Source organism: Methanofervidicoccus sp. A16 (genome assembly GCF_003351865.1).
Taxonomy (GTDB): domain Archaea; phylum AGJL01; class Methanococci; order Methanococcales; family Methanococcaceae; genus Methanofervidicoccus.
In genome coordinates, this window is record NZ_CP022242.1 from 687729 (window position 1) to 702853 (window position 15125).

16 protein-coding genes are annotated in these 15125 nt (G+C 37.0%); 14 read left to right on the top strand and 2 right to left on the bottom strand.

Translation table 11 applies throughout. The features are described 5' to 3' along the window. Window positions 1-9: 9 nt before the first annotated feature. The 8 genes from CFE53_RS03260 (at window position 10) to secY (ending at window position 5135) form a co-directional block, all read left to right on the top strand. Window positions 10-558, top strand: coding sequence for a 50S ribosomal protein L6 (locus CFE53_RS03260; RefSeq protein ID WP_148120464.1), 549 nt, complete (start codon window positions 10-12; stop codon window positions 556-558). Window positions 559-567: 9 nt separating this feature from the next. Next, a complete protein-coding gene (locus CFE53_RS03265) occupies window positions 568-1011 on the top strand; it encodes a 50S ribosomal protein L32e (RefSeq protein ID WP_148120465.1) in 444 nt (147 codons plus the stop codon). 12 nt (window positions 1012-1023) lie between these two features. Beyond that, window positions 1024-1476, top strand: a complete 453-nt coding sequence (locus tag CFE53_RS03270; RefSeq protein WP_148120466.1) for a 50S ribosomal protein L19e — start codon at window positions 1024-1026, stop codon at window positions 1474-1476. A gap of 23 nt (window positions 1477-1499) precedes the next feature. Beyond that, on the top strand, window positions 1500-2084 hold the full coding sequence (locus CFE53_RS03275; protein WP_148120467.1) for a 50S ribosomal protein L18: 585 nt from the start codon (window positions 1500-1502) through the stop codon (window positions 2082-2084). Window positions 2085-2106: 22 nt separating this feature from the next. Next, entirely contained in the window at window positions 2107-2769 is a 663-nt protein-coding gene (gene rpsE / locus CFE53_RS03280) for a 30S ribosomal protein S5 (protein WP_148121143.1), read from the top strand. Between the two features lie 9 nt (window positions 2770-2778). Further along, on the top strand, window positions 2779-3243 hold the full coding sequence (locus CFE53_RS03285) for a 50S ribosomal protein L30 (RefSeq protein ID WP_148120468.1): 465 nt from the start codon (window positions 2779-2781) through the stop codon (window positions 3241-3243). 12 nt (window positions 3244-3255) lie between these two features. Next, complete coding sequence (locus CFE53_RS03290; protein ID WP_148120469.1) at window positions 3256-3687, top strand: uL15 family ribosomal protein; 432 nt, start codon at window positions 3256-3258, stop codon at window positions 3685-3687. A 119-nt stretch (window positions 3688-3806) separates the two neighbouring features. Next, on the top strand, window positions 3807-5135 hold the full coding sequence (gene secY, locus CFE53_RS03295) for a preprotein translocase subunit SecY (RefSeq protein WP_148120470.1): 1329 nt from the start codon (window positions 3807-3809) through the stop codon (window positions 5133-5135). Between the two features lie 341 nt (window positions 5136-5476). Here the strand turns inward: secY and CFE53_RS03300 are convergent, their stop codons facing one another. Then, window positions 5477-6487, bottom strand: coding sequence for a TrkA family potassium uptake protein (locus CFE53_RS03300; RefSeq protein ID WP_148120471.1), 1011 nt, complete (start codon window positions 6485-6487; stop codon window positions 5477-5479). Between the two features lie 118 nt (window positions 6488-6605). Between CFE53_RS03300 and CFE53_RS03305 the strand changes: the two genes are divergently transcribed. The 4 genes from CFE53_RS03305 to CFE53_RS03320 all read left to right on the top strand — a co-directional run bounded on the left by CFE53_RS03305 (window position 6606) and on the right by CFE53_RS03320 (window position 10709). Continuing rightward, a complete protein-coding gene (locus CFE53_RS03305) occupies window positions 6606-7769 on the top strand; it encodes a GMC oxidoreductase (RefSeq protein ID WP_148120472.1) in 1164 nt (387 codons plus the stop codon). 448 nt (window positions 7770-8217) lie between these two features. Continuing rightward, window positions 8218-8700: a FeGP cofactor biosynthesis guanylyltransferase HcgB family protein gene (locus tag CFE53_RS03310; RefSeq protein WP_148120473.1), complete on the top strand. Its 483-nt coding sequence runs from the start codon at window positions 8218-8220 to the stop codon at window positions 8698-8700. Window positions 8701-8710: 10 nt separating this feature from the next. Then, on the top strand, window positions 8711-9502 hold the full coding sequence (locus CFE53_RS03315) for an SAM-dependent methyltransferase HcgC family protein (protein WP_148120474.1): 792 nt from the start codon (window positions 8711-8713) through the stop codon (window positions 9500-9502). 4 nt (window positions 9503-9506) lie between these two features. Beyond that, complete coding sequence (locus CFE53_RS03320) at window positions 9507-10709, top strand: argininosuccinate synthase (protein ID WP_148120475.1); 1203 nt, start codon at window positions 9507-9509, stop codon at window positions 10707-10709. On the opposite strand, the gene truA is transcribed toward CFE53_RS03320, so the two are convergent. Then, window positions 10677-11489, bottom strand: coding sequence for a tRNA pseudouridine(38-40) synthase TruA (gene truA, locus CFE53_RS03325; RefSeq protein ID WP_148121144.1), 813 nt, complete (start codon window positions 11487-11489; stop codon window positions 10677-10679). The genes CFE53_RS03320 and truA overlap by 33 nt on opposite strands. A gap of 353 nt (window positions 11490-11842) precedes the next feature. On the opposite strand from truA, the gene CFE53_RS03330 reads away from it, so the two are divergent. Beyond that, window positions 11843-12904, top strand: coding sequence for a glycosyltransferase (locus CFE53_RS03330; RefSeq protein WP_148120476.1), 1062 nt, complete (start codon window positions 11843-11845; stop codon window positions 12902-12904). A gap of 906 nt (window positions 12905-13810) precedes the next feature. After that, entirely contained in the window at window positions 13811-15064 is a 1254-nt protein-coding gene (locus CFE53_RS03335; protein WP_148120477.1) for a sodium:proton antiporter, read from the top strand. Window positions 15065-15125: the final 61 nt, after the last annotated feature.

The following is a 15125-nucleotide window of genomic DNA, read 5'->3' on the forward strand; positions in this document are numbered from 1 at the left end:
GGAGATACTATGCCAGTTGCTGCAGTTATTAGGAAGGAGATTGAGATACCAGAGAACGTATCTGTGGAGATCAACGGTGATGAGGTTATAGTGAGATCTGGAGATAAGGAGTTAAGGAGAGTACTTTCGTATCCAAACGTTACTATAAAAACAGAGGGGAACAAGGTAATTGTAGAGAGTTTATTCCCAAGGAAGAAACACGCCGCTATGGTAGGGACTTTTGCAGCCCATATTAAAAACATGATAAAGGGCGTAACAGAGGGGTTTGAATACAAGTTGAAGATAAGGTACTCTCACTTCCCTATGAAGGTTACTGTCAAAGGTAATGAGGTAATAATAGACAACTTCTTAGGTGAAAAACACCCGAGGAGGGCAAAGATCTTAGATGGTGTAACAGTTAAGGTCAGTGGTGAGGATATAATTGTAAAGGGGATAGATAAGGAGAAGACAGGGCAAACTGCTGCAAACATTGAACAGGCTACAAAGGTTAAAGGAAGGGATATTAGGGTATTCCAAGATGGTATCTACATCGTCGAGAAGGCTGGAAAAACGATCTAAGGTGATCCTATGAGTAAGAGTAGGCTTCTAAGGTTAAAATTTAAGATGAAACAGAAAAGACCTAAATTTAGGAGACAGGAGTGGCACAGACATAAAAGGTTAGGTACCTCTTGGAGGAGACCTAAGGGCCTACAGAGTAGTATGAGAAAACAGTTGAAGGGTAGACCTGCTATAGTTAAGATAGGTTATAGATCCCCAGCTGCAGTTAGAGGATTGCATCCCTCAGGACTTGAGGATGTCCTAGTACACAACGTAAAGGAGTTGGAGAAGTTAGATCCTCAAACCCAGGGGGCGAGAATAGCCTCTACAGTAAGTAGGAGGAAGAGGATTGAAATAGTAAAGAGGGCTCAGGAGTTAGGTATAAGGATTTTAAATATATCAGAGGAGAAAATTACCGAACTCCTTAACTACAATAAGGAAAGTAAGAATGAAGATGATGAAAGTAAGGAGTAATTAGGTGATAGTATGGACGTATCAACCCAGAGAAGGATGGCTGCAGATATACTGGACTGTGGTATTGAGAGGGTATGGATAGATCCTGAGCACCTAGATAGAGTCAAGATGGCTATTACAAAGGACGATATTAGACAGTTGATCAAAGAGGGAATAATAGTTAAGAAACAGAAGAAGGGTATAAGTAGTGCAAGATCTAAGAAGTTGAAGGAGCAGAAGAAGAAGGGTAGGAGGAGAGGTCCTGGTTCAAGAAAAGGTGCTAAGGGAGCCAGAACACCTAAGAAGAGAAAGTGGATAAACACAATAAGACCTCTAAGAAGGATGCTAAGAGAACTTAGAGACAGTGGTATGATAGATAGGAGTACCTATAGAATGTTGTATAGAATGGCCAAGGGTGGAGCCTTCAGAAGTAGAAGCCACCTTAAGTTATATCTAGAGGAACATGAACTGTTGATAAAGGAGTAAATAATAGTTAAGGAGGGAGAAACATGGCACATGGTGCTAAGTACAGAGTTCCCTTTAGAAGGAGAAGAGAGGGAAAAACAGATTACAGGAGGAGATTGAGACTTTTACTCTCAAAAAAACCTAGGCTTGTAGTTAGAAAATCCCTAAATAACATAATAGTTCAGATCGTAGAGTACGACGAGAAGGGAGATAGGGTTGTAGTCTCAGCCCATACAAGGGAACTTTTAAAATTAGGATACAAGGGACACCGTGGAAATCTACCTGCAGCCTATCTAGTAGGATACCTCATTGGTAAAAAGGCACTTAAGAAGGGATATAATGAGGCAATCTTGGATATAGGACTACATGGTGCTACAAAGGGGGCTGCAGTTTTTGCCGTACTTAAGGGTGCCCTAGATGCTGGGATGGATATACCTCATGGGGAGAGTATTCTCCCAGATGAGGAGAGAATTAGGGGAGAGCACATTAGGAGGTATGCCCAGTTGTTAAAGGAGGAGGACGAGGAGAAGTATAAGAGACAGTTTTCAAAGTACCTAGAAAATGGATTACCTCCTGAGAATCTACCTGAACACTTTGAGGAGATAAAAGAGAAAATAGAAAAATTATAATTAAAAGGTGAAAAACATGAGTATGGATAGAAAGAGGTTTAATCTAGAGGCCTGGGAACCTAGGACCCAGGTAGGAAGGATGGTTAAAGAGGGCGAGATTACAGATATCGACTACATATTGGATAAGGGATTACCTATCTTGGAACCTGAGATAGTGGATGCCCTCCTTCCAGATATAACAGAGGAGGTTATAGACGTTGCCCTAGTTCAGAGGATGCACAAGTCAGGTAGGAGGGCAAGGTTCAGGGCTACAGTGGTGGTAGGTAATAAGAACGGATACGTTGGAGTAGGTATGGGGAAGGCTAAGGAGGTAGGACCTGCAATTAGAAAGGCAATTGCCCAGGCGAAGTTGTCCATAATTAGGGTGAAAAAGGGATGTGGATCCTGGGAGTGTGGATGTGGAAGACCTCACTCCATCCCATACGCTGTAAGGGGCAGATGCTCCAGTGTTAAGATAGAGATACTCCCTGCTCCAAGGGGAGTGGGACTTGTTGCAGGAGATGTTGCCAAAACTGTACTTGGATTGGCAGGTATAAAGGATGTTTGGACAAAGACCTTTGGAGATACGAGAACAACATACAACTTCGCTATGGCTACCTTTGACGCCCTCAACAAGTTGAACCGTGTCAGATACCAACCAGAGCATAAAAAACTCCTTGGTATTGCAGAGGGTAGGACATTCTAAGGTGATAATATGGCTTATGCAGTTGTGCGAGTTAGGGGTAGGGTAGGAGTTAGAGGAGATATTAGTGATACCCTTAAGATGCTTAGACTCCACAGGGTAAATCACTGTGTAATAGTACCAGAGACAGATACTTACAAAGGTATGCTTGAGAAGGTTAAGGATTACGTAACCTATGGAGAGATAGATAAAGATACCTTGATAAAGTTGATCCTCAAGAGGGGGAGGTTACCTGGAGATAGGAGAATAAGTGAGGAGAAGATAGAGGAGTTAATGGGGATGTCTGTTGAAGAGTTATCTGAGAAGATAATAAAGGGAGAGATACTCTTAAAGAATACACCTTTAAAACCTGTATTTAGACTCCATCCTCCAAGAAAGGGGTACGACAAGGCAGGTATAAAGAAGCCCTTCTCAGTAGGAGGTGCTCTCGGATACAGAGGTAGGGAGATAAACAAACTGTTAGAGAGGATGATGTAAAAAGGTGGTAACATGATAAGAAAACGTAGAAAGATCAGAAAGTTAAGGGGCAGTAGAACCTGTGGATACGGATCCCACAAGAAACACAGAGGAGCTGGAAACAGAGGAGGTAGAGGAATGGCAGGAGGACACAAACACAAGTGGATCCATATTGTAAAGTATAAACCAGATCACTTTGGAAAGTATGGATTCACAAGACATCCATCCCTCGTTAAAGAGTTAAGGACTATAAACTTAGGAGAGATCGATGAACTGGTACATAAGAATAGAGACATGTTTAAGGTAGAGGATGGAAAGATCGTCGTAGATGTAACAGAACTTAACTACGAGAAGGTTTTAGGAAAGGGTAAGATATCCTGTCCAATGATAATAAAGGCGATAGAGTTCTCAGAGAAGGCTAAGGAAAAAATAGAGTCTGCAGGTGGGGAACCTGTTGAGTTGTAATTATTTTTCCATTTTTTAATAATTTTAATAAAAATTATAATAATCATAAATTATAGTAAAAAATCCTCTCTAAGCACTGGAGAAAAATAACACTGTGGGAGTTAAATATCGGTGATATCTTGGAAGAATTCCTCCGTAAAATAAGGCCTATTTTGGAGTATATTCCAGAGGTCAAGAGACCTGAAAGGGAGATACCCTTTAAAGAGAAGTTGAAGTGGACTGGAATAGTTCTGGTCCTCTACTTCATTATGGGAACTATAGATCTGTACACTGGGGGAGCCCAGATACCTCCAGTATTTGAATTCTGGCAGACTGTAACTGCCTCTAAGATAGGTACCTTGATCACCTTAGGTATTGGGCCTATTGTTACTGCAGGTATAATAATGCAGTTGTTAGTTGGATCGGAAGTTATAAAGTTGGATCTCTCCAACCCTGAAAATAGGGCTTTATTTCAAGGTTTACAAAAGTTACTTGCTATATTTCTATCTTTCTTTGAAGGCGCCCTATTCGTCGGTGCAGGTGCCTTTGGACTTTTATCTCCTTTAATGGCGTTAATACTGATCCTCCAACTAGCCATAGGTGCGATACTCCTTATATACCTCGATGAGATCGTCTCAAGGTACGGAATAGGTTCAGGTATAGGTCTCTTCATTGCAGCGGGGGTATCTCAGACAATATTCGTAGGTGCCTTTGGGCCAGAGGGTTATTTCTGGAAGTTTATAGAGGCTATGATCCAGGGAGCACTTGGAGTGGCGTTAGAGTTCATACTTCCAATAATAGGTACAATTATAGTATTCCTCGTTGTTGTATATGCAGAGTGTTTGAGGGTGGAGATACCTCTTGCCCATGGTAGGATAAGGGGTGCAGTAGGTAAGTATCCAATAAAGTTCATATACGTGTCCAACCTTCCAGTTATCTTTGCTGCAGCCCTATTTGCCAACGTCCAACTCTGGGGTATGTTCCTGGAGAAGATGGGGTTTCCTATCCTGGGACATTTTGTAGAGGGGAGGGCCGTAGATGGTATAGCCTACTACTTTACAACACCTTACGGTATATCAAGTGTCCTATCTGATCCTATCCATGCTATAGTGTATACTATCCTTATGGTTGTATTCTGTATAATATTTGGAGTATTCTGGGTGGAAACATCTGGTTTAGATGCTAAATCCATGGCTAGAAGACTTGGAAGCCTTAACATGGCTATAAAGGGATTTAGAAAGAGCACTAAAGCAATTGAGCAGAGGCTAAAAAGGTATATAATGCCAATTACTGTAATGAGTTCTGCCTTCATCGGATTACTTGCAGCTGGGGCAGACTTCACAGGAGCCCTTGGAGGAGGTACTGGAGTATTACTTACAGTCTCTATAGTCTATAGGATGTACGAGCAGATTCTCCAGGAACAGATTTCCGAGTTACATCCCGTACTTTCAAAGTTCCTGAAAAAATAAGTTTGTTTTTTATTATAATATTCTTTTCCTCTAGAAAACCTCAAAAGGATAAATACAGGTTAAATAACAAATATACTCTTTTTTTAAAGTCTTTGAGGACATTTTCCAGGGAAGGTTATATAAAGAATTTTTTATAAAAATTACAATAAAAAGTTCATCATCATAATCTGGTATTTTTAGTAGTTAGGAGAATATATCCAAGGATATTTATTTTCATTTTAAAGTTTAAACCATATTCTTTTGTACATTCAAAATATTTTAATAAAAATCCTCTTCTTTTATTTCTTATTATATTTTTTTATCATTGGTATCTAATAAAAGATATATTAATAACACTCTTTTCACCTCTCAGGACGTCCCAATATCTCCTTAAGTTTTTGGAGATGTTCCTTTGTACCAAAGGCGTATACAATGTTGTAGGCCTCTAAGACTACATCAGGTCCTGGGTTGATGATTACATTATCCTCGTCTTTTATAATTGCTAATATGGTAGCACCACATCTCTGTCTTATTCTAGATTCATGAAGTGTCTTTCCAACAACCTCTGATTCAGGGTGAATAGTAAACCTCCCAATCTCCATATCATGGGTTTCATCCATCAGGGTAGATACAAAATCCAATATTTCAGGTCTCAGGGCCATTTCAGCTATTCTCATCCCTCCTATTTTATATGGAGATACTACCCTATCTGCACCAGCCTTTAGGAGTTTATCTGTTGTAGTTTCTGCCTCGGCTTTGGCAATAATGTATAATTTAGGGTTTAATCCTCTTGCAGAGATGGTTATAAATAGATTCTCGGCATCAGAATTGACAGTTGCGATCAATCCCTTAGCTCTCTTTACTCCAGCCTTTATTAAAACCTCATCTAAGGTAGCATCTCCTACAACATACAGTAGATTTTTGTAGTTCTCTGCCTCCTCCATCACTTTCTTTTCATCTATATCAACTACTACGTAAGGTACACCTGCATTATCAAACTTCTTTGTTACTACCTTCCCGATCTTCCCAAATCCACAAATAATATAGTGGTTTTTAATATTCTTCAATTTACTTTCCATTTTTTTCAACCTTAATATCTTTTTTAACTCCCCCTCTATGATAAACCCTGCAATGGAGGCAAAGGTATAGGCCATTGCTCCAACACCACAAACTATATACAACAGTGTAAATACTTTACCCCAGAAGGTAGTAGGTGTTATATCACCATATCCAACAGTAGACAAGGTAATTATAGTAACGTAGAGGGCTGTAAAGAAATCCCATCCCTCCAAGTACATAAGACCTAAAGTTGCTGAGAGAATGATGGTTAACAGTACTGAAATACCCAACTTTATTCTATTCAATGCTTCCATTACTCTCCTCCTTTTTTCAAGGTATAATACTTATATATGTAATCTACAACTAAAATAAGAGTTATAATTATATTTATATTAGTCGTTAACAAACACTAGAACGATATAAGGGATAAGTGTGTATCATTATATCATTGTAGGTTCTGGCGTAGGGGGGAGTACCCTATTTAAGGAGTTAAATAGAAAATACCCCAATAAAAGGATACTACTGTTAGAGATGGGAGATAGGGGGATAAAGTATAATACACTCAGAGGGGAGGTTCAGATAATATATATAACCTCCCTTGGTGGCTCAGGGTTAGGGGCTGTTGGAAACGCCATTAGAATAGATCTAAGGAAGATAGGTATAAAAAATAGTGAAATATACCAAGAGATTGAAAGGGAGTTAAATGTTAGAGAGGTGCCAGATAGTCATATTAACGAGAGGAGCAGGTATTTATTTAATTATGGATTTAAGAGAACTCCAAAGTTTATAGATTTTGATAAATGTACCTCCTGTGGAATGTGTGCAAGGAAGTTATGCCCTTATAAATGGACTCCTCTAAGGTTTTTAAATACTTCAAATCCATATAGTAAGATACTCTCCAACTTCTACGTCTCCTCCATTGGTAAGGAGGGAGATATTTTTAAAGTTGAGGGGTATCATCTAATAACTGGAAAAAGGATGGTATTTGAAGGGGAGAGGGTTATAGTATGTGGTGGAGGTATTAACTCCCCAAGGATACTCTCCAGTATCTTAAATAATGAACACTTGGGAAAAAACCTATTTGTGGATATATTCGTCACAGTTGGAGGAGTACTAAATAATTGCAACTTAGATAGATCAGTACCTATGGCTTTATATAAGAGATACGATGGATTTTTACTATCGCCTCACTACTCCATATACCTATATCGCAGTGTAAAAAGAGAGAGAAGAGACGTAAGTAGTAGAGATATTTACGGTATAATGGTGAAGATTGGTGATGAAGGTAGTGGATTTGTAGAAAGAGATAAGGTATATAAAAGTGTAACTAAGAGGGACGAGAAGTTACTTTCAAGAGGTATAAAAAAGGCATCAGGTATACTCCAAGATATGGGTGTTGAAAAAATATATAGAACTATACTTAGAGGATCCCATCCTGGAGGTACCTGTGCCATGGGCAGGGTAGTAGATAAAAACTTTGAAACTGAGATAGAGGATCTCTACGTTTGTGATGCCTCAGTGTTTCCAGAGTCTCCAGGATTACCTCCCATTCTTGGAATAATAGCAATGGGTAAGAGGTTGGGGGATATTTTATAATTTTAAAAATTATAATCTCAGATTTATATTAAGTTAACTAGTGGGATCTCAAATTAAAATAATAATAATTATAAATAAAAAAAAGAAATTAAATCAGGGAAATGTAAAAAATAGTTCTTATTCTCTAGGCTATATTCAGTAATGAAAAAACAGGACAGGATTTTATTAAATATTTTCTTAAAATTTTTACACCTCTTTTTTATTTTTATTTTTTGTTTTATTTTTCAGGTAGACACAAAAACTTATTTAAAGTTAAATAAATTTTTAAACACTAATAAATTATCATAAACAGGCAAATACCTTTCTGAATACTTTTATAAATACTTCGAAAGTATATCAACACGTCTCAAGTTTCTTTAATATATTCTATATATTTTTTACTTTTAAGTATAGAAGTTTTTAAATAATTCATTTATTAATTTTTTTATTAAAGTAAAAAAGGGAAAAAATGGATAAATTGGAAACTTATATCCGAAAGGCATACCTTGAATCCTCCAGAGGAGAAAGGAAGGGAGATAAGTGGGAAGAGGTAGAAACTATAAAAAATTATATCCTCAACAGTAAAAAAGTGGCTATTGCTACAAATAATATAAATAAATTCAGGATAATCAAGGATACCTTAATAGAGAAAGTATATAAAGATAGGGATGTAGATATATTCAAGGTGGATATACCTACAGAGGTTGCAGATCTTACAAGGCTACCTGCACTAAGTAAAGGATTGATAGCAGTGGATACCACAGACGCCCATCTAGTTATTGCAAGGGGAAGGTTAGGGGTGCCAGGTTCAGGTTCTATACTCCTTATTATGGATGGTAAAGGTAGGATCTTAAGTGGTTCCATATCCCCTCCCTCTGTTATTCATAAAAGGAGTATTGAGGATACTGTGAGGGAGGAGTTGTTGGAGGCATTGAGGAGGATAGGCATATAGAGGGATATCTATGAGATGTGGTATAACTGAGACTGTAAAAACCTTAGAGTCAAAGACTAAAGTGGTAGATGTAATCTACTCCATTGTAGAAGAGAAGACAAGGGCTGTAAAGTACTTCTTAGAGGGGGAGGAGTTTAAGGAAACTCTCATATTTGGAGCATATCTCTGTGGGAACTATATGGCTTCCTCCCTTGTAAATGACTCTGAGAAGGTGATACTTGTAGATATATACCCTCATCTGAAGGACATTGTACGGAACAACAAGGATATAACCTTTATGGATATAAATTCTTTCAATCTCGCATTAAGGAATAATAAGTTAAACCCTGATTTAGTTATCGACTTAACTGGGTTGGGGGGATTGTGTCCAGAGGTTATATCTAACTTCGATCCAGAGGTACTTATTGTGGAGAATCCAAAGGGAGTTTATGATAGGGATATCTTCCAGGTGGATAACTCATTGGAGAGGTTGAAGGTAGGTAGGAGGAGAGGGTTGTTAAATACCTACAGAATCTCCAGGGTTTCAAAGACCTCTGGAACTATGACGTTAGTCATAGACACTATATTAGATGCCTGTCATGAGATTAGGGAACTTGAAGGGGTACTCTACGTAATACCAAATCTCAAATACTACGAGGGTTTTTTATTCCACGAGAAGAACGTTAAAAAGTTTATGGGAGAGATAAATACACCTGCCATAACTGTAAGTTGCTTAGATGAGGATATACATCCAAAGATAGACGAGATACTTAGGAGAAATATAGATAGGGTAAAATCCTTCGTAGAAGAAATAGATAGGTGAGAATATGGTAAATAATGGAGAGAAGATAGGTGTTTTAGCATACTCTGGAGGTTTAGATACAAGTTGTTGTCTCAAGTTGTTGGAGGATAAGTATGGCTATAAGGTAGTGACTCTATGTGTAGATGTGGGACAACCTGAGGAGGATATCAGGGAGGCAGAGGAGAAGGCAAAAAGGTATGGAGTATATAAGCACTATACGATAGATGCCAAGGAGGAGTTTGTAAGGGAGTACATATTCAGGGCAATAAAGGCAAATGCCATGTATGAGGGGTATCCTCTATCTACAGCCTTAGCAAGGCCCTTAATTGCATTGAAGTTGGTTCAGTTGGCAGAGGAGTTAGGTGCAGAGGCGGTGGCACATGGTTGTACTGGAAAGGGGAACGATCAGTTTAGGTTTGAGAGTATAATTAGGGCGATGGCACCACATCTAAGGATTATAGCTCCAATTAGGGATCTAAACCTTACAAGGAAGGAGGAGATAGAGTACGCCAAAAAACATGGTATAGAGATTCCATCGGAGAGTAAGAAGTACAGTATAGATGAGAACCTCTGGGGTAGGAGTATAGAGGGGGGACCATTGGAGGATCCTGCCTTTGAGCCTCCTGAGGAGGTATTTGCATGGACGAGGAATCCAAAGGAATGTACTGAGGAGGAGTACGTAGAGATAGAGTTTGAGAAAGGAGTTCCTGTCAGGGTAAATGGAAAGGAGATAGATCCTGTTGATTTAGTAATGGAGTGCAACAGGATAGGTGGAAGGAACGGTATAGGTAGAATAGACATTATGGAGGATAGGATCTTAGGTTTAAAATCCAGGGAGAACTACGAGTGTCCAGGGGCTGTACTACTTATAACTGCACATAAGGCGTTGGAGCAGTTGGTACTTAGTAGGGAGGAGTTGAAGTTCAAGGATGTAGTAGATGCCACATATGGAGATCTTATATACAGAGGGTTGTGGCATGAACCTCTAAGGGAGGCGTTAGATGGGTTTATAGATAAAACCCAGGAGAGGGTATGTGGTAAGGTTATATTGAAATTATACGGAGGTTCCATCAGGGTTGTTGGAAGGGAGAGTCCATATGCACTGTACAGTAAGGATCTCGTATCCTTCGAGGAGAAGGAGATGGATCAGAGGGAGATCGTAGGTATGGTTAAGTACTACGGATTACAGGCTACTCTATACCACTCTGTCAAAAGGAGACTCCAGTAGATCTATCATACTCTTAGACACTCCAAACTTTACAATACTCTTAAAATACACCTCCATCCACTCCTCTTTAAATCTCCTGATTACATAAGGATCGTATATATACTCTACATCTGTCTTAGCCTCAACTAAAATAAGCCCTTCAGGAGGAGCAGGGGGCACCCCCTCCCTGTGATTAACATCTAAGAGACGATCGATCCAACTTATATCCCTTTTACCTCTACCTATCTCAGAGAGTACAGTCACTATCTTCCTTACCATATTCCAGAGGAAACTCTCTCCTATGACATCTATTACAATATAATATTTATCCTCGGAGATCTTTATATCGAATATTTTTCTAATAGGGCTCTTCTCCTTGGATCTATCCCTTTTAGAGAGGTTGTGGAAGGAGTGGGTTCCAATAAGTTTTTTAGATCCCTCGATCATCAGATCTACGTTGTAATCTTCATCCTTTGGAAGAATATACCTGTAATGTCTATATCTAACCTTAGGTATCTCCTCTATCTCCCTATATCCAAGTACCCAGATACCTTTATTCTTTAACTTGGAGTAGATGTAGGAGAGTTTAGGCTCCTCCTTTAGATAGACTACCACAAAATTCCCAAGTGCAGAGACACCTTTATCAGTTCTACCTCCGTAAAATACAATACCCTTCTTTTCTTCACTTAGATAACCACACTCCTCCAATGCACTTAGTATATTATCACATACTGTATCCCTGTGAGGTTGAGATTGGAATCCCCTATGACGTCCATCGTAGGCCACCTTGAGGATGTACATCTCTTCCATAATACCACAAGATAACAATTATATTGTAAATTAAAGAATTCCAGTAAAGAGAAATAATATAAATTATTATTATAAAAAACTTTATAAAAAATAAATACAATAAGAATCTTTCTTAGAATAAATCCTGAACGCTTTAGGAAGATAAAGCAAACATATCAATTCCTTTCTTTTTAAAGGTTTTATCCTAATCCTAAACAATTAAATGAATACATCCTCTCAACAGATGAATTTTCCCGACTTTTCAAATGTTTATAATAATTTAGAAGGATGAATTGTTATGGAAAGATCTTTACTCTTTTTAATAGGATATTTGGATAATATGACTCAAATAACAAGGGATATATATGAACATTCTCATGCCTACGATCTTCCATCCTTATAGTGGTGGAATAACCTACCATGTGGACAATATAATAAGTCATTTAATTAACATCTCATCATATAACTTTCATATCCTCAACTATAATTTTCAAGGAGAAGTAAAAAAGGTACCTCCTAACACCAAAATACACAAAATAAAATATATCAAAGGTATAAGAGGACCAACCTACGCCTACATAGGATACTTACTGGGAAAAAATGTAATAAAAAAATACAATATCGAGATAATTCACAGTCATTATGCGTTCCCTCAGGGATTTTTAGGAGCACTTCTCAGTAGAAGGTACAAGATACCGCATGTATTAACACTTCATGGTAGTGATGTATTAATACTCTCCAAACACCCTATAGGTAAACTATTCTTCAGATATGCCCTTAAATACTGCGACAGGATAATCTGTGTAAGTAGATACTTAAAGGAGCAACTTCCTAAGGAGTACCAGGATAAAAGTGAGGTAATATATAACGGGGTAGATTTTAAGATATTCTATGATGAAGGTGTAGATGAAGATTATGGCCTTTTTGTAGGATCCTTCGTACCTCAAAAGGGACTGTATACCTTAATTGAGGCTGTTAAGGATATAGACTTTAATTTTAAGTTTATAGGAGATGGTCCTCTCTTTAAGGAGATTAAAGAGTATATAGAGAAAAAAGGAATTAAAAATATTGAACTTCTAGGGAGGAAAGACCAAGTGGAGGTTGCCAAATATCTTAGAAAGTGCAGTTTCTTAGTACTCCCTTCTATCTCTGAAGGTCTCGGTATGATAATATTAGAGGCTATGGCTTCAGGAAAGTGTGTTATAGGCTCCAATGTGGGCGGTATACCAGAGTTGATCCTTGACAACTACAACGGTTTTCTATTTGAGGCTAATAACGTAAAGATGTTAAGGGAGAAAATAGAGATATTGGTAAATAACAAGGAGTTAAGAAGGAAGTTAGGTAGAAATGGAAGGGAGTTTTCAAGGAGGTTTTCCTGGGAAGGTGTAGCTAAGAGGTTAGATACTATCTATAGGAAGTTGGGATAAATTCGTGAGGCTACAATTCCTCAGAGGGGAATTTTTTTCTTAGTAGTGTTTAGAAACTTCTTAAGAAAAAAGTAAATATGGAGTAGGAGTTTTTTACTTTGGTGTACTATAGGATTCTACCACCATTAATAGGAAATAACCTCATAGATTTGGAATTTAAGTTAATAAAAAATATATTTATGAATATAAAAATAAAAAGTTCTTAAACATTAGAGGATATCCTTCTCTAATAATTCGGGAGTAGACAAAATTTATCTGTCTTTTAAAATCTTATATTTAATATTTAGGATAAATAGATTTTTTTATTTTTTAATTTTTTATATTGATTTCCTATTAAAAAAATGCAGTTAAAAAAATAAAAATAATTTATAAAATTATAAAAAATAGAAAACTTTAATCAAAATAAAAATATATATTGAAACAGTGAAAAGAAAGGGGAGTTATTAACTCTAAATATTTCCAGTATGATGTTTCTAAACACTGGGGATAAGATAAAAAAGTTCTATCATATTAGAAAAAATATTCAATACTTAATAAGTTTAAAAGATTAATACTAATCTTGTTGGAAAGTATCCATTTTCTTCTTTCAATGTCCAAGGATAGATAGAAGAATTTATTTTTATGTTTTTACTTTTAAAATTTTATATTTAAAAAATATTAAGGCTTATTTTTTTATAACTACTTTTTTTAGTTATTTTTTATTTTATCGTTTTTTTTATAATTTTAAAAATTATTATTTTTTATAAAAATTTTTGATAGAGATTAAGATTTTAAAAATTAACAAATTAAAATTAATTTATAATACAATTAACATAAAATTAACTATTCATACAAAGGTGATGATTAGAACTATTAACCGTAAAGTATTTATTATCTTTATATAATTTACACCCTAATGGTGATTCCATGGAGTTAACTACTACTATTGGGTACCTTGCCCTACTGTTGATTTCAGGTACATTTATCGCAAAGGTAGGGGAAAAGTTAGGAATTCCCGATATACCTTTATTTTTAATATTTGGATTAATAGTAGGTCCACTTTTAAATATTGTATCTCCGCATTATGCCCAAGATATCTTTGAATATGTTGCTAACTTAGGTTTGATAGTAATTCTCCTAGGAGGAGCATTTGAAATGAGATGGATAGTGTTAAAGAGGGTTTTAAAAACGGTTTTAAAATTGGATACTATTGCTCTTGTTGTTACAATGTTGGTTTCAGGTATAATTTATAATGTTGTCTTAAAAATACCTTTTTTCAGTCCTGTTGGATACCTCTATGGGGCTATAACCTGTGCTACAGATCCTGCTACCCTTATGCCAATATTCTCCAAGTCAGATATAGATCCAAAACTGGCAATAACATTGGAAGCAGAGAGTGTATTCAACGATCCTCTAGGTATCGTATTTACCACTATAATCCTCACCAGTATGGGATTAGCCAGATCCCTGAATCCAGTAGTTAGTTTTCTCTCTCTTGCCCTTGGAGGTATTATCTTGGGGATCTTAGGGGGAAAGATCTTTGAGAAGTTGTTTTTAAAGTATGATTTTAAAGAATATATTATTCCTCTCTTCATTGGATTAGCCTTTTTCCTCTGGTATTTTGGAGATAAAATATTTCCCTCTCTCACAGGCTATCAGATAAGCGGTTTTATGGCTGTAGCTATTATGGGGCTCTACTTAGGAAACACTCTCACAAAGTATCACCACAAAAGTAGGTATATAGAAAGTATAATGAGATTCTGCGAGGAACTATCTCTCATATTCAGAATACTGATCTTCATATTCCTAGGGGCAAGTATTAGTTTAGTTATCCTTGAGAAGTATTGGGTCTTTGGACTACTCTGTGCACTAGGATCTATATTCATAGCTAGACCTTTAGGAGTATTCCTTGCAACCTCTATCCCCCCTGCAAGCCCCCTTAAAGAGAAAATATACTTTGCCCTTGAAGGTCCAAGGGGTGTAGTACCGGCGGCGTTGTCTGCTACGGTATACAATATAATAGAGAATCACTCTCACTCTATACCTGCAACTATAGTTAAACACCTTCCACCTCAAGAGATTGCAGGATCTATACTTGTGGCAACCTTTATAACAATACTTCTAAGTGTGATCCTTGAGGCCTCATGGGCAGAACCTCTATATAAAAAACTTTTTAAATAGTATTGAAAATAATGAGAACTCAGTCTAATACTAAGGAGGATAGTTATCAAGGATTTTTATA